The organism is Streptomyces sp. NPDC051217 (assembly GCF_044455465.1).
Lineage (GTDB): Bacteria > Actinomycetota > Actinomycetes > Streptomycetales > Streptomycetaceae > Streptomyces.
Window position 1 is genome coordinate 294432 of the sequence record NZ_JBITEV010000004.1, and the last position, 23146, is coordinate 317577.

The 23146-nt window shown below is 70.3% G+C and carries 19 protein-coding genes; 10 read left to right on the plus strand and 9 right to left on the minus strand.

Going from position 1 to position 23146, the window contains the following annotated elements; all coding sequences use genetic code 11:
- Nucleotides 1-181: 181 nt before the first annotated feature.
- The 3 genes from ACIBBB_RS12600 to ACIBBB_RS12610 form a co-directional block, all read right to left on the minus strand.
- The gene (locus ACIBBB_RS12600; protein ID WP_398981028.1) at nt 182-1390 is read right to left on the minus strand and encodes a S1 family peptidase; all 1209 of its coding nucleotides are present in this window, start codon (nt 1388-1390) and stop codon (nt 182-184) included.
- Nucleotides 1391-1822: 432 nt separating this feature from the next.
- Nucleotides 1823-2356, minus strand: coding sequence for a hypothetical protein (locus ACIBBB_RS12605; RefSeq protein WP_398981029.1), 534 nt, complete (start codon nt 2354-2356; stop codon nt 1823-1825).
- A 52-nt stretch (nt 2357-2408) separates the two neighbouring features.
- Nucleotides 2409-2972 (minus strand): DUF3574 domain-containing protein, encoded by a 564-nt coding sequence (locus ACIBBB_RS12610; protein WP_398981030.1) that lies wholly within the window; start codon nt 2970-2972, stop codon nt 2409-2411.
- Between the two features lie 162 nt (nt 2973-3134).
- Here ACIBBB_RS12610 and ACIBBB_RS12615 point away from each other — a divergent pair, with 162 nt between their 5' ends.
- Complete coding sequence (locus ACIBBB_RS12615; RefSeq protein ID WP_398981031.1) at nt 3135-4520, plus strand: amidohydrolase; 1386 nt, start codon at nt 3135-3137, stop codon at nt 4518-4520.
- Nucleotides 4521-4619: 99 nt separating this feature from the next.
- Nucleotides 4620-5261 carry a uridine kinase gene (locus ACIBBB_RS12620; RefSeq protein ID WP_398981032.1) on the plus strand — a complete coding sequence of 214 codons (642 nt, stop codon included), beginning with the start codon at nt 4620-4622 and terminating at the stop codon, nt 5259-5261.
- 11 nt (nt 5262-5272) lie between these two features.
- On the opposite strand, the gene ACIBBB_RS12625 is transcribed toward ACIBBB_RS12620, so the two are convergent.
- The 4 genes from ACIBBB_RS12625 to ACIBBB_RS12640 all read right to left on the minus strand — a co-directional run bounded on the left by ACIBBB_RS12625 (nt 5273) and on the right by ACIBBB_RS12640 (nt 8754).
- Entirely contained in the window at nt 5273-6148 is an 876-nt protein-coding gene (locus ACIBBB_RS12625) for a carbohydrate kinase family protein (protein WP_398981319.1), read from the minus strand.
- Nucleotides 6149-6252: 104 nt separating this feature from the next.
- Nucleotides 6253-7161: a pseudouridine-5'-phosphate glycosidase gene (locus ACIBBB_RS12630; RefSeq protein WP_398981033.1), complete on the minus strand. Its 909-nt coding sequence runs from the start codon at nt 7159-7161 to the stop codon at nt 6253-6255.
- 83 nt (nt 7162-7244) lie between these two features.
- Entirely contained in the window at nt 7245-7787 is a 543-nt protein-coding gene (locus ACIBBB_RS12635) for a methylated-DNA--[protein]-cysteine S-methyltransferase (protein ID WP_398981034.1), read from the minus strand.
- A gap of 58 nt (nt 7788-7845) precedes the next feature.
- Entirely contained in the window at nt 7846-8754 is a 909-nt protein-coding gene (locus ACIBBB_RS12640) for a glycerophosphodiester phosphodiesterase (RefSeq protein ID WP_398981035.1), read from the minus strand.
- A 235-nt stretch (nt 8755-8989) separates the two neighbouring features.
- On the opposite strand from ACIBBB_RS12640, the gene ACIBBB_RS12645 reads away from it, so the two are divergent.
- The 5 genes from ACIBBB_RS12645 to ACIBBB_RS12665 all read left to right on the plus strand — a co-directional run bounded on the left by ACIBBB_RS12645 (nt 8990) and on the right by ACIBBB_RS12665 (nt 16399).
- Nucleotides 8990-9910: an MHYT domain-containing protein gene (locus ACIBBB_RS12645; RefSeq protein WP_398981037.1), complete on the plus strand. Its 921-nt coding sequence runs from the start codon at nt 8990-8992 to the stop codon at nt 9908-9910.
- 40 nt (nt 9911-9950) lie between these two features.
- Entirely contained in the window at nt 9951-12074 is a 2124-nt protein-coding gene (gene uvrB / locus ACIBBB_RS12650; RefSeq protein WP_398981038.1) for an excinuclease ABC subunit UvrB, read from the plus strand.
- Nucleotides 12075-12258: 184 nt separating this feature from the next.
- Nucleotides 12259-12825: a TerD family protein gene (locus ACIBBB_RS12655; protein WP_384320641.1), complete on the plus strand. Its 567-nt coding sequence runs from the start codon at nt 12259-12261 to the stop codon at nt 12823-12825.
- 217 nt (nt 12826-13042) lie between these two features.
- Entirely contained in the window at nt 13043-15076 is a 2034-nt protein-coding gene (locus ACIBBB_RS12660; protein ID WP_398981321.1) for a TerD family protein, read from the plus strand.
- Nucleotides 15077-15376: 300 nt separating this feature from the next.
- The gene (locus ACIBBB_RS12665; protein WP_398981039.1) at nt 15377-16399 is read left to right on the plus strand and encodes a TerC family protein; all 1023 of its coding nucleotides are present in this window, start codon (nt 15377-15379) and stop codon (nt 16397-16399) included.
- An 87-nt stretch (nt 16400-16486) separates the two neighbouring features.
- Here ACIBBB_RS12665 and ACIBBB_RS12670 read toward each other — a convergent pair whose 3' ends face one another.
- Nucleotides 16487-17143, minus strand: a complete 657-nt coding sequence (locus ACIBBB_RS12670; protein ID WP_398981040.1) for an MBL fold metallo-hydrolase — start codon at nt 17141-17143, stop codon at nt 16487-16489.
- A 10-nt stretch (nt 17144-17153) separates the two neighbouring features.
- On the minus strand, nt 17154-17840 hold the full coding sequence (locus ACIBBB_RS12675; protein WP_398981041.1) for a maleylpyruvate isomerase family mycothiol-dependent enzyme: 687 nt from the start codon (nt 17838-17840) through the stop codon (nt 17154-17156).
- A 228-nt stretch (nt 17841-18068) separates the two neighbouring features.
- On the opposite strand from ACIBBB_RS12675, the gene uvrA reads away from it, so the two are divergent.
- The 3 genes from uvrA to ACIBBB_RS12690 all read left to right on the plus strand — a co-directional run bounded on the left by uvrA (nt 18069) and on the right by ACIBBB_RS12690 (nt 23112).
- On the plus strand, nt 18069-21059 hold the full coding sequence (gene uvrA / locus ACIBBB_RS12680) for an excinuclease ABC subunit UvrA (RefSeq protein WP_398981042.1): 2991 nt from the start codon (nt 18069-18071) through the stop codon (nt 21057-21059).
- 99 nt (nt 21060-21158) lie between these two features.
- Nucleotides 21159-21410, plus strand: coding sequence for an acyl carrier protein (locus ACIBBB_RS12685; RefSeq protein ID WP_398981043.1), 252 nt, complete (start codon nt 21159-21161; stop codon nt 21408-21410).
- A gap of 31 nt (nt 21411-21441) precedes the next feature.
- Nucleotides 21442-23112 carry an amino acid adenylation domain-containing protein gene (locus ACIBBB_RS12690; protein WP_398981044.1) on the plus strand — a complete coding sequence of 557 codons (1671 nt, stop codon included), beginning with the start codon at nt 21442-21444 and terminating at the stop codon, nt 23110-23112.
- Nucleotides 23113-23146 lie beyond the last annotated feature (34 nt).

Genomic DNA, 23146 nt, shown 5'->3' on the forward strand with positions numbered 1-23146 from the left:
CTTGGCCCGAACCCCTAGGGTTTGTCGTGACTGGGTCCCCCGCCGCACCCGCCCCTCGCGCCCGCCCCGCGCCGGCCCCGGGGGGTTGCACCCCCCGCGGCGGGGGGGGGGGGGAATGTACCTCCCCCCGCCGCGACAGCCGTGCCTGATGGCCGTGGCCCGCGTGGGGCGCTGGCCGGGGTCAGGCGGTGTGGAGCGTCAGGCCGTATGTGCTGAGGATTTCGTTGATCGGCTGGTACCAGGTCTCGCCGCCGCCGCTGCAGTTGCCCCAGCCGCCGGACGTCACGCCCTGGGCCTGGTCGCCGCTGAGGAAGGAGCCGCCCGAGTCGCCGCCCTCCGCGCAGACGCTGGTCTTGGTCATCTGGTGGACGGCGCCCTGGGCGTAGTTGACCGTCTCGTTCTTGCCGAGGACGTTGCCGCAGCGCCAGTGCGTCGTGGAGCCGGAGCGGCAGATCGAGGCGCCGATGGGGGCCTCGTTCGAGCCGCGTACCAGCTGGTCCGGGATGGCGCCCCAGCCGAGGACGACGGGCACGGTCCACCAGCCGTTGGCGACGTTCACCCAGGCGTGGTCGTTGCCGGGGAAGGACGAGCCCTGGAAGTTGCCGATGGGGGAGTTGTCCCAGCCGCGCACGGCCTGGCCGCGCGGGCCGCAGTGGCCGGCGGTGACGAAGCCGCCGTGTACGGAGAAGCCGATGGAACAGCGGACGTTGCCCGTGTAGTACGGGTCACCGCCCACGGTCCCGGCGGCGAAGGTGGTCGGGGCCTGGGTCGTCTCGGCGACGGTCACCGGACCGGTCTTCCTGGCCTTGGCGACGAATCCGGCGACGGCCTTGTCGGCACGCTCGGACGCGAGGACGTTCACCACGACCCGGTTGGTCTTCGGGTCGACGCGCCAGCTGCTGACGCCGGCCGGCGCGGAGAGCGCGTCGATCCGCTTCATGGTCGCGTCGAGGGCCCGCTCGCTGTGCTTCACGAGCTTGACCGTGGCGCCGGTCGCGCGCACGGCGGCTGCCTTGCCGCTGTCGGTGATGGCGACGGTGAGCCTGTTGTCGGCCGCGCTGAACCAGGAGCCGCCGTACGACGCTCCCGCCACGTGCTGCGCCTTGCCGTCGATGGCGCTCGCCGTCTTCTCGGCGGCGAGCCGGGCCACGGCCTGACTCTTGGTCAGACCGAATTCCTTCTGCATGGCGGTGAGCAGGCCGGCGGACGCGGCGAGCGCCGCCTTCGCCGCCGATGCGGACGCCGGAGCTGACATCGATGTCGAGGCCGACGTGGAAGCGGGGTCGGAGTCGGGAGTGGCGGCCGACGCGGGCGCGAGCCCGGCCGTCGCCCAAGTGCCGACGAGGAGGAGTGCGGACAGGCCGGTGCGTACAACTGTCTTGCGTCTCAAGGCATTCGCCCTTCGGTTGTTCCAGCGATCGTGGGGTTGGAACAGTGGGACAGCGGGCGAGTGAGAGCGCTCTCACTCGCCTCGGCCGGAGCGTATCCAAGGATCATGGACAGGTCCATGCCAATGGTCGAACGGAATCGGGGCATGTCTTGATTCGCCTGGTCGGGAGGGGCCCGGAGGGTTGGAACGGAGCGTTCCGGCGGGTGCCCGAACGGGCGGGGAAAGCGCCTCAACAGGCCCTCGGCGGTGGACTTTTACAGCGTTGCAAAAGTCAAGAGGTGAACGCGTCTCAACGATCTGAACCCTTGATGCGCGTACCGGAGAGTCATCGACGCCTACGGCATCAGCGAGGGCGAGGGCCAGGGCGAAGGCGGGCCCCCGGCTTCCGGACCTTGCCGGAGGCCGGGGGCCCGTACCCGTGACAGGCGCGGGTCAGAGGAGCTCCGCCCACCGCACCAGCGTCGCGAAGTCCCGCTCCCGCAGGCCCCGTCGCGGGTGTATGCGCAGGAGAAGCGCCGGCCCGTCGTGATGGGTGGAGACGTACGTCGTGTCGAGGTCGGTGATCATGTCGTCGACCCATGCGAAGGGTCTGCCGTCCGCCCATTCGACCAGAGGACGCGTCTTCCAGAAGAGACCGTCCGGGTCCTTCGCGAAGAGCTCCGGCCACTCGATCACCGGCAGATCGTCCGGCAGCCCGACGGCCGGCGCGATCATGGTGTTGGCCTCGTGCATCCAGGTGGTGGCCCAGGCCAGTTCGAAGGGCAGCTCGGTGAGGATCGGGCCGTGCGCCGGGTTGAGCCGTACCCGCAGCCCGCGTCTGTGGCGCCGGGATCCCGGCGCCTGGCGGGAGAGCCAGTTCGACGGGCGCAGATGGTGGGTCGTGTACCCACGCGGCCGTGTCAGCCGGGCGGCGTACGGGTTGAGGGGGCCGTCGACGTCGAGGAGGAGCAGTGGGCGAACCGTCATGGAGGAGAAATGCCCGCTGCGGACCGGGTTTACGGCTCTCCGCCCGCTCCGCTCAGAAGTCGGCGAGCGTCCGCTCGTCCAGCCTGGCCACGGAGTCCTGTGCGTGGGCACGGACGTAGGCGTCCCGGATCCGCTCGATCCGCGCGTCGCGTGACTTCGCCTCCGACGCCGGGTACAGCAGGATCAGCTCGTAAGAACGCTCGCGCTCGATCGTGCCGTTGGAGTCGCGCCACTGGCCGCGGCCCTCCTGGATCGTCAGCCCCGAGGGAAAGTCCGGAGTGACATGGCCATCGATGAACGCCATGAATTGACGGTCGGTCACATCGGTCCCGCCGTCGGGACGTTCGGTACCGAAGAAGAGCCGTGTCTCGACGTACGCCGCGCCGCGGCGGGTCTCGTCCGGCCGCTGCCGCGTCGACCGCTGTTCGCTGTCGAGGCTCGCGTACGCGGCGGGGGCTCCGATGCTCAGGACGGCGACCGAGGTCGCCGCGACGGCGAGCCACGCGCGCTGCCGAGGGGTTCGAGGGGCACGGGAGGTACGGGGGCTGCTCGGCTGGGACGTCTTCGGCGCGGTGGGCGCGGTGGGCGCGGTGGGCGCGGTGGGCACGTTGGGCACGGCGGGAGGTCTCTCTCTCGGAGTGTCCGCACGGAGGGCCGTCACATGCGGATCCACACGCGTGATCATCCGCCGAGCCATCCTCACGGGACCCCCGATCCCGCCGGAAACCACCCGCATGAGTGCATGACCACCGCCCTTCGCACCCAGTACGTTGCTGCGATGACCACCGCTCCCGAGAGCCGACCCGCCGATCTCGTCATCACCGGCTGCACCACGCTGACGCACGACGACACCCACGACGACACCCGCGGGGCCGGTGGTATCGGCTTCGTCGAGAACAGCGCGATCGTCGTACGCGACGGCGTCATCGACTCGGTCACCACGCCGGAGGCCGTCGCCGGCCTGCCCGCAGTCGAACGCCTCGACGCGCGTGGGCAACTCGCCATGCCCGGACTGATCAACTGCCATACGCACACACCGATGGTGGCCCTGCGCGGCATCGCCGAGGACGTGCCGATCGAGGAGTGGTTCAACGACTGGATCTGGCCCATGGAGGTCAATCTCACCGACCGCGACGTCGAACTCGGCGCCCTGCTCGCCTGCGCCGAGATGATCCGCGGCGGGGTCACCACCTTCGCCGACCACTACTTCTCCATGGACCGGATCGCCGCCGCCACCGAGGCGAGCGGGCTGCGGGCCAACCTCGGCTGGGGCTTCTTCTCCAGCGAGGGCGCCGCCGGCCGGGAGCGGTCCCTCGACTTCGCGCTGCGGCTGCGGGGCGCCGCCGACGGGCGCATCACCACCTCCCTGGCGCCGCACGCCCCGTACACGGTCAACGACGACGATCTGGCCGCGACGGCCGAACTCGCCCGCGAACACGCTCTGTTGGTGCACATCCACGCGGCGGAGAACAAGGATCAGACGGCCGCCGGCGTCGCCGCGCACGGCCACACGCCCATCGAGACGCTGCGCCGCGCCGGGCTGCTCGACGTCGACCTGCTCGTGGCCCACGGCACCGGGCTCATCGACGACGACCTCGCCGTACTCGGCCGTGGCACCGGGCGTATCGCGTTCGCCACCGCGCCCAAGGGCTATCTCAAGTTCGGCTGGGACATGACACCGATGCGCGCGCTGGCCTCGATCGGCGTGCCCGTCGGCCTGGCGACGGACGGGGCGGCGTCGAACAACACCCTCGACATCTGGGAGAGCATGACGCTCACCGGGCTGACCCAGAAGTCGGCGGAGCGCGACCCTACCTGGCTGACCGCCCGTCAGGCGCTCGACCACGCCACCACCCAGAGCGCTCTCGCGGTCGGCCTCGGCGACCGGATCGGCGCACTCGCTCCGGGGCGGCGCGCCGACCTGATCCTGGTGGATCTGACGGGCCCGCACACGCAGCCGGTCCACGACCACGCGGCGACTCTCGTCTTCAGCGCCCGCTCCGCCGATGTGCTGACCACGATCGTCGACGGGCGGATCCTGATGCGTGACCGCAGGCTGCTGACCCTGGACGTCCCGCGGATCGTCGAGGAGATGACCACCCGGCTACCGGCGTTGACGGACCGCGGCCACGGCCGCCGCGTCCAGGACTACGACCCGGCGTAGGCGGACGATGCGGGCACGGGTCGTGCCCGCGCCAGCTCCCGTACACGCCTGTCGCCTGTACGGCGTCGTACAGCGTTGGCCCTGGACCATGATGGGACGGTGAGACTCGAAGCGATCACCTGGGAGCGGCTGACCGACGTCCTGGCCGAGCGTGCCATGGAGACCAAGGCCGACGACGGGGGCCCCTGGCTCCGTATCGCCGTGGACGGAGCTCCCGCCGCGGACCCCGGCGTACCGGCCGAGGCGCTCGCCGACGCCCTGCGGCTGCGGGGCCGTTCGGTGCTCGTCGTCGGGACCGGTGGCTTCCTGCGGCCCGCGTCGCTGCGGTACGAGTACGGGCGGCACGAGCCCGACTCGTACTACGACGGTTGGTTCGACACGGGCGCGCTGTGGCGGGAGGTGTTCGGGCCGGTGGAGGCGGGTGGGACGGGCCGGGTCCTGCCCGACCTCTGGGATCCCGCGACCGACCGCGCGACCCGCAGCCGCCGCGTCGAACTCCCGCCGGGCGGTGTGCTGTTGGTGCACGGGCCGCTGCTGCTCGGGCACTGGTTCCCGTTCGACCTCACGGTGCATCTGCGGCTGTCACCGGCCGCGCTCCGCCGTCGCACGGACGAGAGCGAGCAGTGGACGCTGCCCGCCTTCGAGCGGTACGAGCGGGAGGTCGGCCCCGCCGAGGCCGCCGATGTCCTCGTACGGGCGGACGATCCGCGCCACCCGGCCTGGGCTCTCCGGCAGGGCTGAAACGCGGGGTGCTACGGCACCGGTGGCCGGCCGCCGGTCAGCGCGACCGCCAGAGCGCCCGCGCGGCAGCCCGCGGCGGCTGCCGCCGCGGGGGCGGCACCTGTCAGCAGGGCCGCGAGGAAGCCGCCGTTGAAGGCGTCGCCCGCCCCGGTGGAGTCGACGGCCCGCGCGGGACGGGCCGGAACGCGCGCCGTCACGGCTCCGTCCGACGCCACCAGCGCGCCGCCGGGTCCCAGCGTCACCACGACGAGCGGGAACCGGCGGCTCAGCTCGGCAGCCGCCTTCTCGGCATCCGGGACGCCGGTGAGCAGCCGGGCCTCGTCCGCGTTCGGCAGCAGCACCCCGACACCGTCGGCCGCCGCCAGGAACACGTCGGCGCCCAGGTGCGCGATGAAGCCGGCCGACGCCGGGTCCACGCTCACCGGCACGCCACGGACCGCCGCCGACTCCACGGCGGCGCGCACCACTTGGCGGCTCGTGGCGGCGAAGAAGAGATAGCCGGAGATGTGCAGCCTGCTCACCCCGTCGAGCAGCGCGTCCGACCAGTCGGCGGCGCAGAGACGCAGGACGGCGCCGCTGTCGGTCAGGAAGGTGCGTTCGGCGGAGGGGTCGACCAGTGAGACGACGGTGGCGGTCGGCGCGTCGTCGTCGACGACGAGCAGCGGCCGGACGCCGGCCACTCGCAGCCGTTCCTCGTGCCACGCGGCGGCGTCCGTGCCGACCCGGCCGAGCAGCCGGACGTCCGCGCATCCCGTGGCCACCGCCCAGCACGCCGCGTTGGCCCCGGCCCCGCCCGGCAGTGTGCGGATCGCGGCGGCGGTGTCCGTGCCGCGCGTGAGCGGCGTACGGTGCCGGGCCACCACGTCGGTGACGACGTCCCCGACGATCAGCAAAGCACCCGCGCCACCGGCCCCGTTCCCGTCGCGACGTCCGGGGCGGTCACCCGCAAGGCCGTCACCCGCGGGGCCGTCACCCCAGGAGCCCGCACCGCTCACCGCGCCGCCGCGATCCGCGCGGCCAGCCGCACGTTGCCGCGTACGGCGGCGAGATTCGCCTCCAGGGACGCGCCGTCGGTACGTCGCATCAGCTCACCCAGCAGGAACGGTGTGACCGCCTGCCCGCTGATGCCCTGCTCCCGGCAGTCCGACAAGGCCTCGGCGAGCACCCGGTCGTGCAGCTCCGGATCGAGCTGTTCCGCCTCCGGCACCGGATTGGCGACGATCAGCGCGGCCTCCGGCCCGCCGAGCGCGTCCTGCGCCGTCATCACCGCCGCCACCTCCTCCGGGGTGCGGACCGTCCAGTCGACGGGCTCCCCGGACGACGTCAGGTAGAAGCCCGGGAAGTGCTCCGTGCCGTATCCGAGGATCCCGACGCCCAGCGTCTCCAGGCGCTGCAAGGTGGCCGGTACGTCGAGGATCGACTTCACGCCCGCGCAGACCACCGTGATCCGGGTCTGGGCGAGCAGCCGCAGGTCCGCCGACTCGTCCTGCGCCCTGGTCCAGTCGCGGTGGACACCGCCAAGGCCGCCGGTCGCGAAGACCCGGATCCCCGCGCGGGCGGCGAGGAACGCCGTCGCCGAGACGGTCGTCGCACCGCTCGCCCCCGTGGCGAGCGCGGACGCCAGATCGCGGTGGCCCAGCTTCCGGACGGACGGATCCCCGGCGATCCGCTCCACCTGGTCCTTGTCCAGGCCCACATGGGCCCGGCCGTCCAGCACGGCGACGGTGGCGGGGACGGCGCCGCCGGACCGCACCAGTCCTTCCAGCTCCTCGGCGACCGCCAGATTGCGCGGTCGCGGCAGACCGTGCGCGATGATCGTCGACTCCAGGGCGACGACGGGCCGGCGCGCGTCGAGCGCCTCCCGCACCTCGGGGGAGAGCAGCAGTGTCGTGTCAGGCATGTCCCATCCCTGGCACGGTACGGGGCCCCGCAAACGTCGGCCGCGTACCGGAGCGCACGCGGCGGGAGCGGAAGGAGCGCGGCTCAGAACAACGGCGCCGGCAGCACACCTTCCAGCGCCAGCAGTTGCCGTTTGGTCTCCAGACCGCCCCCGAAGCCGCCCAGCCCGCCGCCGCTCTCCACCACCCGGTGGCACGGCACCACGATCGGCAGCGGGTTGGACCCCATCGCGGCGCCGACCGCCTGGGCCGCGCCCGGACTGCCCACCCGGTCGGCCAGATCGCCGTAGCCGACGACCGTGCCGTACGGAACGCCGGTCGCCAGCTCCCGCAGCACCTGCCGGTTGAAGCCGCCCGACAGCGACCAGTCGAGCGGCAGCTCGAACTCTCGGAGCGCGCCGTCGAAGAAGGCCGCCAGCTGACGTATCGGCTCGGCCAGCCGGCCCGCCGGATCCTCGACGGGCTCAGCGCCGAGCCGACCCTCCAGCTGCCGAAGTGCCGTCTCCCGCCGCCCGGTCGTGGCGTGGAAGACAACTGTCACAAGTCCTTCACCGGTGGCGGCCAGCAGCAGTGGGCCGATGTCGCTTCCGACGACGGCCCACTCCACCGACTGCGCGTTGCTGTTCATGCCGACAACGCTACGACCCGGGTCTGACAACGGTCCTCGACCTGTGGTGCGAAGCCGGTCAGCCCACCGCGTCCCGCACCACGTCGGGGTTGTTGGTGATGATGCCGTCCACGCCGAACCCGGCCACGCGCAGCGCGCCCGCGGCGTCGTTGACCGTCCATGTGCTGACCTGGAGCCGCTTGCCGTGCGCGCCCTTCAGCCGGTGCACGGCGGCCACGTACTCGGCGGTCAGCGTGGAGTGCGTCGGATTGATCTGGTCGGTGAACTTCGCGTACGACGGCAGGTCGGCCACCGCCGGCGTACCGAGGAATCCGGTGGTCACGTCGGGCCGCTGCTCGTGCACGGCCTTCACGCTGTCCGCGCCGAAGCTCTGGATGACGAGCTTGTCCCTGACGTGCGAGCGGTCCAGCCAGCCCTCCGCGCGCAGGACGCGCAGGATGTCCTTTTCGATGCCCGGGTACAGCTCGGGCGCCTTGATCTCCAGAAGAAGCTTCTGGCGGTTGTCCTCGACGGTGTCCAGGTACTGCTTCAGCGTCGGCACCCGCGCGCCCGCCCACTCGGCGCCGAACCAGCTGCCCGCGTCCAGTCGCGCGACCTCGGCGGCGGTGAACTCCTTCACATTCCATGGAGCCCGGTCGGGGAAGACCTGCTCGACGTCGGTGGTGCGCTTGAGGTCGGTGTCGTGCAGGACGACCAGCTGACCGTCCTTCGTACGCTGGACGTCGTTCTCGACCCAGTCGATGCCCAGTTCCTCGGCCTTGTCGACGGCGGCCAGGGTGTTCTCAGGGGCGTAGGCGGAGGCGCCGCGGTGCGCGATGACCAGCGGGTCGGCGTCGTGACGGGCGGACACGGGGGACGTCTCCGGGGCCGTGCCGTGCGGTGCGGCGGCCGACGTGGTTCCGGGCAGAACCAGCGCGGCGGCTCCGAGCAGCGCGACGGTCGCGGTCACAGAGGTGCGTGCGTACACGTGGACTCCTAGCGTCGATCGATCACAGACGGGCCGAGGGTGACAGCCGGCGGCCAACACGCGACAGGCCAAGGTTGGCCACAACGTGAACGGAATGCGCCCGAGCCAGGCCCCGAGGCGGTCTCCATGTCGACAAAAGGGTGACCTGATGTTTGCTTGCCGTGCCGCTGGTCATACCCTCGCCCCCGAACCAGCGCTTCCGCAGACGGCTCATCAGGAGCGAAGGGCGTACCGCATGCAGGGCACCACCGACGGATTCAGCTACGGCCTGATCACCCCCGTGGCGGCCTTCCTCATGGCCTGCCTCGGCGGCGCGCTGGGCCTGCGCTGCGCCATCAGATCCCTGCACACCCCCGAACGCGGCCGCAAGGCCGGCTGGCTCGCCCTCGCCGCCATCGCGATCGGCTCGGGAGTCTGGACGATGCACTTCATCGCCATGACGGGCTTCAGCGTGGCCGAGACACCCGTCACATACGACCGGGCCACGACCTTCGCCAGCCTCGGCCTGGCGATCGTCATGGTCGGCGTCGGCCTGTTCATCGTGGGATACCGCGGCGCGACCACGATGGCTCTCGTCACCGGCGGCACCGTCACCGGTCTCGGCATCGCGAGCATGCACTACCTCGGCATGGCCGGAATGCGTCTGCGGGGCAGCGTCGAATACGACACGCTGACCGTCGGCGGCTCCGTCGTGATCGCCGTCGTGGCGGCCACCACGGCGCTCTGGGCCGCGGCGTCCGTGCACGGCCTGCTGGTGAGCGTGGCCGCCAGCGTGGCCATGGGCGTCGCCGTCACCGGGATGCATTACACGGCCATGGCGGCCGTCCACGTCCATCTGCGGACGTCCGGCGGCCCGGCGGAGGGAACCGAAGGGGGCGAGTCGGCGGCCACGCTGCTCGGGCCCATGCTGGTGGGGCCCGGGGTCTTCCTGCTGCTGGCCGCCGTCGTCGTGATCTTCGACCCGCTGATGGTCATGGGCGGCCGGGAGCGGCGAGCCCCGCTGCCCCGCAGCCGGCCGGGCCGGGGGCCCCACGAGCGTCCTCTGCCCGGCGTACCGGCCCAGCGGACGCGGTGGGAGCCCACGTACGGGGAAACCGCCGAGGAGACGGTGTCCAGGCGGTCCGGGGGCGGGTCGCGGGGCGTCCACGACTGGTGATCCACACCCGACTGTCAGTGGGGGGTCGTACGGTGGATGCATGCGGCCAGTTTCCAAGATCGAACGTACTTTGGCGCCTTTTGAGGTCATCAGCTCCTACGAACCCAGCGGCGACCAGCCGACGGCGATCGCGGACCTGGAGCGCCGCATCCGCGCGGGTGAGCAGGATGTGGTCCTGCTCGGCGCGACGGGCACCGGCAAGTCGGCCACCACGGCCTGGATGATCGAGAAGCTCCAGCGCCCCACCCTGGTGATGGCTCCGAACAAGACGCTGGCGGCCCAGCTGGCGAACGAGTTCCGCGAGCTGCTGCCCAACAACGCCGTCGAGTACTTCGTCTCGTACTACGACTACTACCAGCCAGAGGCCTACGTCCCCCAGTCGGACACCTACATCGAGAAGGACTCCTCGATCAACGACGAGGTCGAGCGGTTGCGCCATTCGGCGACGAATTCGCTGCTCACCCGCCGTGACGTCGTCGTGGTCGCGTCCGTCTCCTGCATCTACGGCCTGGGTACCCCCCAGGAGTACGTGGACCGGATGGTGCCGCTGAAGGTGGGCGAGGAGTACGACCGCGACGAGCTGCTGCGTCGCTTCGTCGACATTCAGTACACACGCAACGACATGGCGTTCACGCGCGGCACCTTCCGGGTCCGCGGCGACACCATCGAGATCTTCCCGGTCTACGAGGAACTGGCCGTCCGGATCGAGATGTTCGGCGACGAGATCGAGGCGCTCTCCACCCTCCACCCGCTCACCGGCGAGATCATCAGTGAGGACCGGGAGCTGTACGTCTTCCCGGCCAGCCACTACGTCGCGGGTCCCGAGCGCATGGAGAAGGCCGTCAACGGCATCGAGCGGGAGCTGGAGGAGCGCCTCGCGGACCTGGACAAGCAGGGCAAGCTCCTGGAGTCCCAGCGGCTGCGTATGCGCACCACGTACGACATCGAGATGATGCGCCAGATCGGCTCCTGCTCCGGTATCGAGAACTACTCGATGCACTTCGACGACCGCTCGCCGGGCACCGCCCCCAACACCCTCCTGGACTACTTCCCGGAGGACTTCCTGCTGGTCATCGACGAGTCGCACGTGACCGTGCCGCAGATCGGCGCCATGTACGAGGGCGACGCGTCCCGCAAGCGCACCCTGGTGGACCACGGCTTCCGGCTGCCCTCCGCGCTGGACAACCGCCCGCTGAAGTGGGAGGAGTTCCAGGAGCGCGTCGGCCAGACCGTCTATCTGTCGGCCACCCCCGGCAAGTACGAGCTCTCGCGCGGCGACGGGTATGTGGAGCAGATCATCCGTCCCACCGGGCTGGTCGACCCGCAGGTCGTCGTCAAGCCGACCGAGGGCCAGATCGACGACCTGGTGCACGAGATCCGCACCCGCACGGAGAAGGACGAGCGTGTCCTGGTCACCACCCTCACCAAGAAGATGGCCGAGGACCTGACCGACTACTTCCTGGAGCTGGGCGTACAGGTCCGCTATCTGCACAGCGACGTCGACACACTGCGCCGTATCGAGCTGCTGCGCGAGCTGCGCGCGGGGGAGTACGACGTGCTCGTCGGCATCAACCTCCTGCGTGAGGGCCTCGACCTCCCCGAGGTGTCGCTCGTGGCGATCCTCGACGCCGACAAGCAGGGCTTCCTGCGGTCGGGCACGTCACTGATCCAGACGATCGGCCGCGCGGCGCGCAACGTGTCGGGCCAGGTCCATATGTACGCGGACAAGATCACCCCGGCGATGGAGCAGGCCATCGACGAGACCAACCGCCGCCGCGAGAAGCAGATCGCGTACAACACCGAGCGCGGTCTCGACCCCCAGCCGCTGCGCAAGAAGATCAACGACATCGTCGCGACCATCGCGCGCGAAGAGGTCGACACCGAGCAACTGCTGGGTACGGGCTACCGCCAGGGCAAGGAGGGCAAGCAGGCCAAGGCCCCCGTGCCGGCGCTCTCCGGCGGCCGGGCGGCCAAGGCGGGCAAGCAGGGCGCGGTGGTCACCGACCGGCCCGCGGCCGAACTGGCCGGGATCATCGAGGAGATGACGGACCGTATGCGCGCGGCGGCCGCGGATCTGCAGTTCGAAGTGGCCGCGCGGCTGCGTGACGAGGTGAGCGAACTCAAGAAGGAGCTGCGGCAGATGAGAGAAGTGGGGCTGGCCTGACGCCGCCGTGTCCGGGTGTGTTGCAGGACCGACACAAAAACGGCCGAAGTCTCCTGCACTGTCAGTGTGACTGCGTAGGGTACGGGACAACCGCACACATGGACGGTTGCGGGGAACTTCCGAGAGGGGACAGCGCGTGGTGGACGTATCCAAGGGCAGTGCGCCCGGGGGCCCTGGGGTCAACCTGACCAAGGGGCAGGCCATCAGCCTGGAGAAGAGGGGCGGCGGCACCCTGACCGCGGTGCGCATGGGGCTCGGCTGGCAAGCCGCCCCGCGTCGCGGCCTGTTCGGGTCACGCACCCGCGAGATCGACCTGGATGCCTCGGCGGTGCTCTTCGCCGACAAGCAGCCGGTCGACGTGGTCTTCTTCCGCCACCTTGTCAGCGACGACGGCTCGGTGCGGCACACCGGTGACAATCTCGTCGGCGGCGCCGGACAGGGCGGCGACGACGAGGCGATCCTCGTCGATCTGCAGCGCGTTCCGGTGCACATCGACCAGATCGTCTTCACGGTGAACTCGTTCACCGGCCAGACGTTCCAGGAGGTGCAGAACGCCTTCTGCCGCATCGTCGACGAGACCAACGGCGACGAGCTCGCCCGCTACACGCTCGACGGCGGCGGTCAGTACACCGCGCAGATCATGGCCAAGGTGCACCGCTCCGGCGCCGGCTGGCAGATGACCGCCCTGGGCAACCCGGCCAACGGCCGGACGTTCCAGGACCTGATGCCGGCGATCCTGCCGCACCTGTAGGCACGGCTCGCCAGCGCAAGCGCAGCTCCCGGAGGCAAGGCCGCCGGGAGCTGCACCGCTTGCCGGGCGGTCGCGCCGAACAGCCCAGCGGGGCAGGCTCCACCAGGCAGTTCGCACGCGGTATCAAGCGGCACCACCCAGCACCACAGTCCGAGCGGCACCACCGAACGACATCACTACGCGGCACCGAAGCGTGACCGACGAGGGGACAGAGGCGATGACGGCCGAGCTGGTCCGGGGGCAGAACCACCCCTTGCCCCACAGCCGACTGGAGATCCGGGTGACGGCCGCGGCACCGGTCCTGGCGTGCGCCACCCTCGGCGACGACCGGGGCACGGTCATCGGCGTCGAGTGGATCGCCCATCCCGGCTCGCCCACGCTGCCCGGCATCGAGGTGTCCCGGCAGGCCGCCGCAGGGCTGCGCTTCCATGTCGACCTGGAGGCCGTGCCCGACCGCGCGCACCTGGTGCACGTACTGCTCGCGCTCCCCGAAGGGGGCGGCGGGCCGTCCAGGTTCGGCGCCACCGCGGCCCCGTTCGCCGCCGTCACCTCCACGGACGGCACCGAGATCGCCAGCTTCACCATCACCGACCTCGAGGCGGAGTCCGCCGTCGTCGCGCTGGAGCTCTACCGCCGCCAGGGCGCCTGGAAGGTCCGCGCCGTCGGCCAGGGGTACGCGGGCGGGCTCGCCGAGCTCTTCCGCGACCAGGGCCTGCCCGGGGCCCGTGAGTTCGCCTCCGGGATCCAGGAGGCGGTGGCCCGGCACATGGCCAGCGCCATCCAGGCACCCCTGACCGGTACGCCCGACGGCGTACGCGTCCGCTCCGACAGGTCCGCCACGGCCACCCAGCCCGGCCAGACCGCCGCGGGCTCCGCCGGCGCCGCGGGCGCGGGAGCCTCCTCGGGCTCCGGGGTGACCCCCGGCACAGGCGCCACGCCGCACCAACTGCCGAGCACCCCCGGCCCGGGGCCGACGGGCCCGGACAGCCAGGGCCCGCAGCCCGCGGCCGCGCACGGCACCACGGGTGGACGGGTCGACTACACGCACCCGCGCCGCCGCACCACGACCCCGCCCACCCCGCCGCCCGCGACGCCGCCGGCCCAGCCCGGCCAGGCTTCCCGCCCGGTCGCCGGCGACGCGACCGGCTGGTCCATGGAGGAGCGCCTGTACAACCAGGTGTGGGGCATGTTCGAGGACCTGGCCCGCGCCACCGCCGCCTACCGCAGCGCCGTCGACTTCGCCGAGTCCCGGATGGATCAGGAGCTCGACCGTGTCCTGTCCGACCCGCGCAGCCGGATAGGCGGCACCGGCGACGCGGCCCGCGAGGTCGCCCGCGCCAAGCGCGACCAGCTCACCGACCAGGCGCGCGAGGCGCTCGACCGGGACCTCGGCCAGCTGGCCGCCGAGACCGAGGTCGTCGAGCCCGCCCTGCCGCCCGCGTACGCCCGCTGGGACAACCCCGTCTGGCACGCCTACCGCGTTCCGATGGACAACCCGATGGCGCTGCGCCTCGGCGATCTCCATCTCCCCGAGCGCACGGACCTGCGGATCCCCATGCTGGTCAGGCTGCCGCTGGAGCGCGGCCTGTGGATCGACAGCGGCCGGTCGGGCTCGGAGGCAGCCCTCATGCTGGACGAGGGGCAGCTGCGCAGGCTCGCCATGGACAACGCCGTCGGTCACGCCGCGCGTCTCCTCGCGGCCTACCCGCCCGGCGAGTTCACCGTCCATGTGATCGACGCCGCGGGCTCGGCGGCCGCCTCGCTCGCCCCGCTGGTCGGCCCGGGTGTGCTGAACCAGCCGCCGGCGAGCGGCGCCGCAGGCGTCTCCGCCGTCCTCGCGAGGCTCACCCAGCGCGTGGACCTGGTGCAGATGGCCATCAGGGGCGGCGCCGCCGACTCCCTGCCGCCCGATCTCGACACCGCCGAGCAGCTGCTCATCGTCAACGACTTCCCGCACGGGTTCGACGACCGCGCGGTCACACAGCTCCGCTATCTCGCCGACGAGGGCCCGGCCGTCGGTGTCCATCTGATGATGGTCGCCGACCGGGAGGACGCCAGCGCGTACGGGCCCGTGCTCGACCCGCTCTGGCGTTCGCTGCTGCGCATCACACCGGTCGCCGACGACCACCTCGCCGACCCCTGGGTCGGACACGCGTGGACCTTCGAGCCGCTGACCATGCCGCCGGGGAGCCAGATACTCCGACGGGTGCTCGAACAGGTCGCCGAGGCCCGGCGCGCCTGGCGCCGCTGACTCGTCCGCGCTCCCGTCACCCGTACGCGCCCCACCCGGGCGGCCTTACCCGCCCCTGCTCGTTGAACAGCGCCTGACCTGGGCCTCTGTGTGACCTTGACCTTGAACTTTACCTTTTCTTGGGGGTTCCTGTACTCTCCTTTGAACGGAGGGGAGTACTCCCGCACCGCGACGTACCCGTCAATACGGACCGCCATCGGTCCCGGGGCGTCGGCCCGCCGGCGCAGATGAGACGCACGGGTGGAAGAGACCTCCGGCAGCGACGACGCTGATCAGTAGCCGTACGACGCCGGAGGCGCAGTGGACGTTTCATGGATGATGTGGGCACTGACCATTCTTGGTCTGTGTGCCCTGATCGGGGTCGACTTCCTCATCGGGCGCAAGCCCCATGACGTGTCGATCAAGGAAGCCGGAATCTGGACGGTCGTCTGGATAGTTCTCGCCGCACTGTTCGGCGTCGGCCTGTTGGTGTTCGGCGAGAGCCAGGCATCGGGCGAGTTCTTCGCCGGATTCATCACCGAGAAGTCGCTCAGTGTCGACAATCTTTTCGTCTTCGTCCTGATCATGGCGAAGTTCTCGGTGCCCTCGCACCTCCAGCAGCGGGTGCTGCTCATCGGTGTGCTCATCGCCCTGGTCCTGCGCGCCGTCTTCATCGCGGCGGGCGCGGCGATCATCGCGAGCTTCTCGTGGGTCTTCTACATCTTCGGCGCGTTCCTGATCTACACCGCCTGGAAGCTCATCCAGGAGGCGCGCTCGGGCGAGGAGGATGAAGAGTTCGAGGAGAACCGCCTCCTGAAGTCCATCGAGACCCGCTTCGGAGTCGCGGACAAGTACCACGGCACGAAGCTCTTCATCCGCAGCAACGGCAAGCGTGTGCTGACCCCGCTGATGGTGGTCATGCTCGCCATCGGCACCACCGATGTGCTGTTCGCGCTGGACTCGATCCCCGCGATCTTCGGTCTGACCCAGGATCCGTACATCGTCTTCACCGCCAACGCCTTCGCGCTGATGGGGCTGCGGCAGCTGTACTTCCTGATCGGTGGCCTGCTCAGGAAGCTGGTCCACCTCAGTTACGGGCTGTCGATCATCCTCGGCTTCATCGGCGTCAAACTGGTGCTGCACGCGCTGCACGAGAACGGGGTGCATGTCCCCGAGATCTCCATTCCGTTCTCGCTCGCCGTCATCTGCGGTGTGCTGATCGTCACCACGATCACGAGCCTCATCGCCTCCAGGAAGCAGGCGGAGCGCGATGCGGCCGAGGGCAAGGACGGCAAGGACGGCAAGGACAGGGACAGCGAGGGCAAGGCCGACATAGAGGCCTGACCGTACGAGCGCCGTCGACACGGCGCGACGTACGAGAAACACCGACCGGGGCGAGTGGCACCAGCCGCTCGCCCCGGTTCCGTGTGTCTACCAGCCGCGCTCGCGCCAGGCCGGGAGCTGCGGGCGCTCCGCGCCGAGCGTGGTGTCGTCGCCGTGTCCCGGATAGACCCAGGTCTCGTCCGGCAGCCGGTCGAAGAGCTTCGTCTCGACATCGTTGATCAGACTGGCGAAGGCCTCCGGGTCCTGGTGCGTGTTGCCCACGCCGCCGGGGAAGAGGCAGTCGCCCGTGAAGAGGTGCGGGTGGCCGTGCGGGTCGTCGTAGACCAGCGCGATCGAGCCCGGCGTATGACCCACGAGATGCCGCGCGGTCAGCTCGATCAGCCCGACCCGGATTCTGTCGCCGTCGTCGACCAGTACCTCGGTCGGGACGGGAATCCCCTCGGCGTCGTGCCGCCCGGCGAACGTCTCGGCGCCGGTGGCGGCCACCACCTCGGCCAGCGCCTGCCAGTGGTCGGCGTGCCGGTGTGTGGTGACGACGGACGCGATGCCGTCGTCGCCGATCAGCGTCAGCAGCGTGCCCGCGTCGTTCGCCGCGTCGATCAGCAGCTGCTCCCCGGTGGCCCGGCAGCGCAGCAGATAGGCGTTGCTGTTCATCGCGCCGACCGCGACCTTGGAGATCATCAGGTCGGTCAACTCATGTACATCGGCCGGTCCGTCGAGCTTCACGGCTCCGCTGTAGGTCATACCACTCAGCCTATAGCGGCGGCAGTACGGGCAGTGAGGAGTCCGACGTCTTGAGTGCGGCACCGTCGCGGCGGCCGGCGAGCCAGCCCATCAGGTCGGCCGCCGGGCCGGTGACGGCCGCCGGAGTGCCGTCGGCGCGGCCGGTGCGCCAGGTCCGTCCGTCGGACGAGGTGAGGGCGAGCGGGGGCACCTCCGGGTGCCCGGCGAAGCGCTCGGTGAGGAAGTCGGTCTCGCGGTCGGTGAAGTCGTCGGAGAGGTCTTCGAGCTCCCGGCCGATGCCCAGGTCGACATGGTGGAGCTCGATCTCGACGAGCCTGCGGAACGGGACCCGGGCGGCGACGTCGGTGACTCCGTTGCGGAGCGCGACCGTGCGGGCCCAGTCGGCGGGGACGGCCGCTACCCGCCGGAAGTGCTCGGCCGTGGCGCGTACGTCGGCGACCTGGACGTCCAGGGGCCGGGGGGCGTCCCGCTCGATGTCCCTGTCGCGGGTGACGGAGTCCGGGTACATGGGCCGGCCTTCGAGCACATTGACGAGTGCGTCGGCGTTTCTGGCGAGATGGGCCAGCACGTGACCGCGGCTCCAGCCCGGCAGCCGTGACGGCGCGGCCAGGGAGGCGTTGTCCAGTCGGGCGGCTGCGGTGAGGAGCCGCCCGGTCGCTTCATGTAGGGATTCCAGGTCGCGCACATGATCGAGCATGGGGCCGACCATAGCCCGGCCACTCCTTCGGGTGAAGGCAGTCGTAAGCTGCGATAAATCGAATGCACGTGCTATAAGCTCGCGGGAGGCATCCTGACCAGGAGCCCTCAAGGCCCGGAGCCCCAGTGACCCGGGTCATGCCACTTGGCAGTCCATCGATTTGGCGGCCCCCATTACTCTTGAACGGGGGCTCCGCCCCTGCTTCTCTCCAGAAAGGTGCGGACCGGCGTGGCCGACCGTCTCATCGTCCGTGGCGCTCGCGAACACAATCTCAAGAACGTCTCGCTCGACCTCCCCCGTGACTCCCTCATCGTCTTCACCGGGCTCTCCGGGTCGGGCAAGTCCTCCCTCGCGTTCGACACGATCTTCGCCGAGGGGCAGCGTCGCTATGTCGAGTCGCTGTCCTCGTACGCCCGGCAGTTCCTCGGGCAGATGGACAAGCCGGATGTCGACTTCATCGAAGGCCTTTCGCCGGCCGTCTCCATCGACCAGAAGTCGACCTCCCGCAACCCCAGGTCCACGGTCGGCACGATCACCGAGGTCTACGACTACCTCCGGCTGCTCTTCGCCCGTATCGGCAAACCGCACTGCCCCGCGTGCGGCCGGCCGATCACCCGCCAGTCGCCGCAGGCCATCGTCGACAAGGTCCTGGAGCTGCCCGAGGGCAGCCGCTTCCAGGTGCTGTCGCCGCTGATCAGGGAGCGCAAGGGCGAGTTCGTCGATCTGTTCTCGGACCTCCAGACCAAGGGGTACAGCCGGGCGCGCGTCGACGGGCAGACCATCCAGCTCAGTGAGCCGCCGAAGCTCAAGAAGCAGGAGAAGCACACCATCGAGGTGGTCGTCGACCGGCTCACGGTGAAGGGCAGCGCCAAGCGCCGGCTGACCGACTCGGTCGAGACCGCACTCGGGCTCTCCGGTGGCATGGTCGTGCTCGACTTCGTCGACCTCCCGGAGGACGACCCCGAGCGCGAGCGGATGTACTCGGAGCATCTGTACTGCCCGTACGACGACCTGTCCTTCGAGGAGCTGGAGCCCCGCTCCTTCTCCTTCAACTCGCCCTTCGGCGCCTGCCCGGACTGCACGGGTATCGGCACCCGTATGGAGGTCGACCCGGAGCTGATCGTCCCCGACGAGGAGAAGTCGCTGGACGAGGGCGCGATCCACCCGTGGTCGCACGGCCACACGAAGGAGTACTTCGGCCGGCTCATCGGCGGACTGGCCGAGTCCGTCGGCTTCCGTACGGACATCCCGTGGGCCGGACTGCCGCAGCGTGCCAAGAAGGCACTGCTGTACGGGCACAAGACCCAGGTCGAGGTGCGGTACAGGAACAGGTACGGCCGCGAGCGGGCGTACACGACCCCGTCCTTCGAAGGCGCGGTCTCCTTCGTCAAGAGGCGGCACTCCGAGGCGGAGAGCGACACCAGCAGGGAGCGCTTCGAGGGCTACATGCGCGAGGTGCCCTGCCCGACGTGTCACGGTACCCGTCTCAAGCCGCTCGTCCTCGCGGTCACGGTCATGGACAAGTCCATCGCCGACATCTCCTCCATGTCGATCAGCGAGTGCGCCGACTTCCTCGGCAAGATGAAGCTGAACGCCCGGGACAAGAAGATCGCCGAGCGGGTCCTCAAGGAGGTCAACGAACGGCTGAGGTTCCTGGTCGACGTCGGCCTGGACTATCTCTCGCTCAACCGCGCGGCCGGCACACTCTCCGGCGGCGAGGCACAGCGCATCCGGCTCGCCACCCAGATCGGCTCCGGTCTCGTCGGCGTGCTCTATGTACTGGACGAGCCGTCCATCGGCCTCCACCAGCGCGACAACCACCGGCTGATCGAGACCCTCATCCGGCTGCGCGACATGGGCAACACCCTGATCGTCGTGGAGCACGACGAGGACACCATCAAGGTGGCCGACTGGATCGTCGACATCGGCCCCGGCGCGGGCGAGCACGGCGGCAAGGTCGTCCACGCCGGCACGCTGAAGGAGCTACTGGACAACGAGGAGTCGATCACCGGGCAGTATCTGTCCGGCAAGAAGGCCATCCCGACGCCGGACGTCCGCCGGCCGATCGACCCCAAGCGGCGGCTCACGGTGCACGGCGCGCGGGAGAACAACCTGCGGGACATCGACGTGTCCTTCCCGCTCGGCCTGTTCACCGCCGTCACGGGCGTCTCCGGGTCCGGCAAGTCGACCCTGGTCAACGACATCCTCTACATGCACCTGGCCCGTGAGCTGAACGCCGCCAAGTCGGTGCCGGGGCGCCACACCCGGGTCGACGGGGACGACATGGTCGACAAGGTCGTTCATGTCGACCAGTCGCCCATCGGCCGTACGCCCCGGTCCAACCCGGCGACGTACACCGGGGTCTTCGACCATGTGCGCAAGCTTTTCGCCGAGACGATGGAGGCGAAGGTCCGCGGCTATCTGCCCGGCCGCTTCTCCTTCAACGTCAAGGGCGGACGCTGTGAGAACTGCGCGGGCGACGGCACCATCAAGATCGAGATGAACTTCCTGCCGGACGTGTACGTCCCGTGCGAGGTCTGCCACGGAGCGCGCTACAACCGGGAGACCCTGGAGGTCCACTACAAGGGCAAGTCCATCGCCGAGGTGCTGGACATGCCGATCGAGGAGGGGCTCGACTTCTTCGAGGCCGTCCCGACGATCTCGCGCCACCTCAAGACGCTCAACGAGGTGGGTCTGGGCTATGTGCGGCTCGGCCAGTCCGCGCCGACACTCTCGGGCGGCGAGGCGCAGCGCGTGAAGCTGGCCAGCGAACTCCAGAAGCGGTCCACGGGCCGCACGGTGTACGTGCTGGACGAGCCCACCACCGGGCTGCACTTCGACGACATCAGCAAGCTGATCAACGTGCTGTCGGGGCTGGTCGACAAGGGCAACACGGTCATCGTCATCGAGCACAACCTGGACGTCATCAAGACGGCGGACTGGGTCGTCGACATGGGGCCCGAGGGTGGTAACGGCGGCGGGCTCGTCGTCGCCGAGGGCACGCCGGAGGAGGTGGCCGGGGTCTCGACCAGCCACACCGGAAAGTTCCTGCGGGAGATCCTCGACGTGGAGCGGATCAGTGACGCGGCTTCTTCGAGCCGGACGAAGTCACCGGCCCGCAAGACGGCGGTCAAGACGACCGCGAGCAAGACCGCGACGAAGGCCGGCGGGAAGACGACCGCGGCCAAGAAGACGGCCGCGCGGTCCCGTAAGGCCTGACATCAGGAGGCCGAGGCGTCGCCCGAGGGCGCCTCGGCCGAACGTATGCGCGGGATCTGGGTCAGAATGGGCACCTTCCATCAATCGGCAGGATGCGAGATGAAGGTGTCCGAGCAGCAGCGCGGTGAGAGCGCTTCCGTCGTCCGGATCATGGCAGAGGTCCTCGGAGCCGATGAGTTGAAGCCCTCCGACAGCTTCTACGACTTCGGCGGCACGTCGCTCCAAGCGGTACGCATATGTACCCGGGTCAAGAGAGAGCTGGGCATCCGGGTCTCTCCCGACACGGTCTTCGACAGCGAAACCGTCGGGGACTTCGAAGCGGCCGTGATGGCCCGCGGCGAAGCCGTCTGACCGGGACGGGGACCGACTTCTCATGTCCCGCATGTCCCGCACGCCTCCCGCGCCTCCCACGCCCGATGGGCGGTTCCATGATGCGCGGCCGACCGGTGCGCGGCTCATCCATGAGGCCGTCGCGCGGCAGGCCGGGCTCCGGCCGGACGCGACGGCGCTCGTCTTCGCCGGTCGGCGTGTCAGCTACCGGACGCTCGACCTGGCGGCGGAGGCGTACGCCGTGGAGCTCGGCCGCCTCGGCGTGGGGCCCGGACGGCTGGTGCCCGTACTGCTGCCACGCTCGCCCCAGTTGGTGGCGGTGCTCCTCGCCGTACTCAAACGTGGTGCCGCCTACGCGGCGCTGGATCCGAAACTCCCCGCCGACCGGCTGGGCACCGTGCTCGGCATGCTGGCCCCGCCGGTCGTCGTGGCCCCGTCTCCGGGCGGCGGCACGGTGCCCGCCGCAGACGCCGACGGCCGCACCGTATGGCAGCCACCCGCCGAAGAGCTGACCGAAGCGGCCGAACGGGCACCGGACGCACGCCTCAGGCACGCGTCGGACGCGTCGCACGCGCCGCACGCGCCGGAGGGGGTGGACGACGAGGCCGCTCCCGCCACCGTGTTCTTCACCTCGGGCACCACCGGCACCCCCAAAGGCGTGGTCTCCCCGCACCGCGCGACCACCCGGCTGTTCGGTCCGAACGGCTTCGCCGACTTCGGCCCCGGCCGCGTGATGCCCCAGGCCGCCCCCGTCTCCTGGGACGCGCTCACCCTCGAACTGTGGAGCATGCTGACCACCGGCGGCACGATCGTGCTGGTCGACGGCGACTACTTCCTCCCCGACGACCTGGCCGACCTCGTCGAAACCACCGGCCTGGACACCATCTGGCTCACCGCCGCGCTCTTCAACCTCTTCGTGGACGAGGACCCCGACTGCTTCACCGGACTGCGCCAGGTCTTCACCGGCGGCGAGCGCCTCTCCGCCCCCCACATCCGGGCCTTCCTCGCCCGTCACCCCGGGATCACGCTGCTCAACGGTTACGGCCCGGTCGAATGCTGTGTCTTCGTCACCACCCACCGGATCCGACCGGCCGACTGCGAGGCCGAGTACGGCATCCCGCTCGGCACGCCGGTCACCGGCACAGCGATCCATGTCCTCGACGGCGACCGTGAGGTGCCGCCCGGCTCGCTCGGCGAGATCTGTGTCTCAGGGGACGGACTTGCCGACGGTTACCTCGGCAACGAGCGGGCCACGAGAGAGAGTTTCACCATGTTCGACCACGGCACCGGCCCCACAAGGATCTACCGCACCGGCGATCTCGGCCGGCTGGACGGCGACGGCCTGCTGCACTTCCACGGCCGCGCCGACCGGCAGATCAAGATCTCCGGGCACCGCGTCGAGCCCGCCGAGACGGAGGCCGCGGCCCTGCGCCTGCCGGGAATACGGGAGTGTGCCGTGGTTCCCGTGGCTGGTCGGAGCGGTGCGTACGAACGTCTGGCGATGTTCTACACCGAGGAGCCGCTCGGCGGGACGGGCGCGAAAAGTGACGCCGGTACAGCGGTCGACAACGGGGACGCGGAGCCGGACGCCGTACGGAAAGCGCTTGCCGCCGTACTGCCGCGCGCCCAGGTCCCGGACGAGGTGCGGCGCGTCAGTTCGTTCCCCCGGACGCCCAACGGAAAGATCGACATCACCGCACTGTTGGACCCGCCGGGCCGATAGACGCATGATCGGTGTCTGAATATCGCCGCACCGG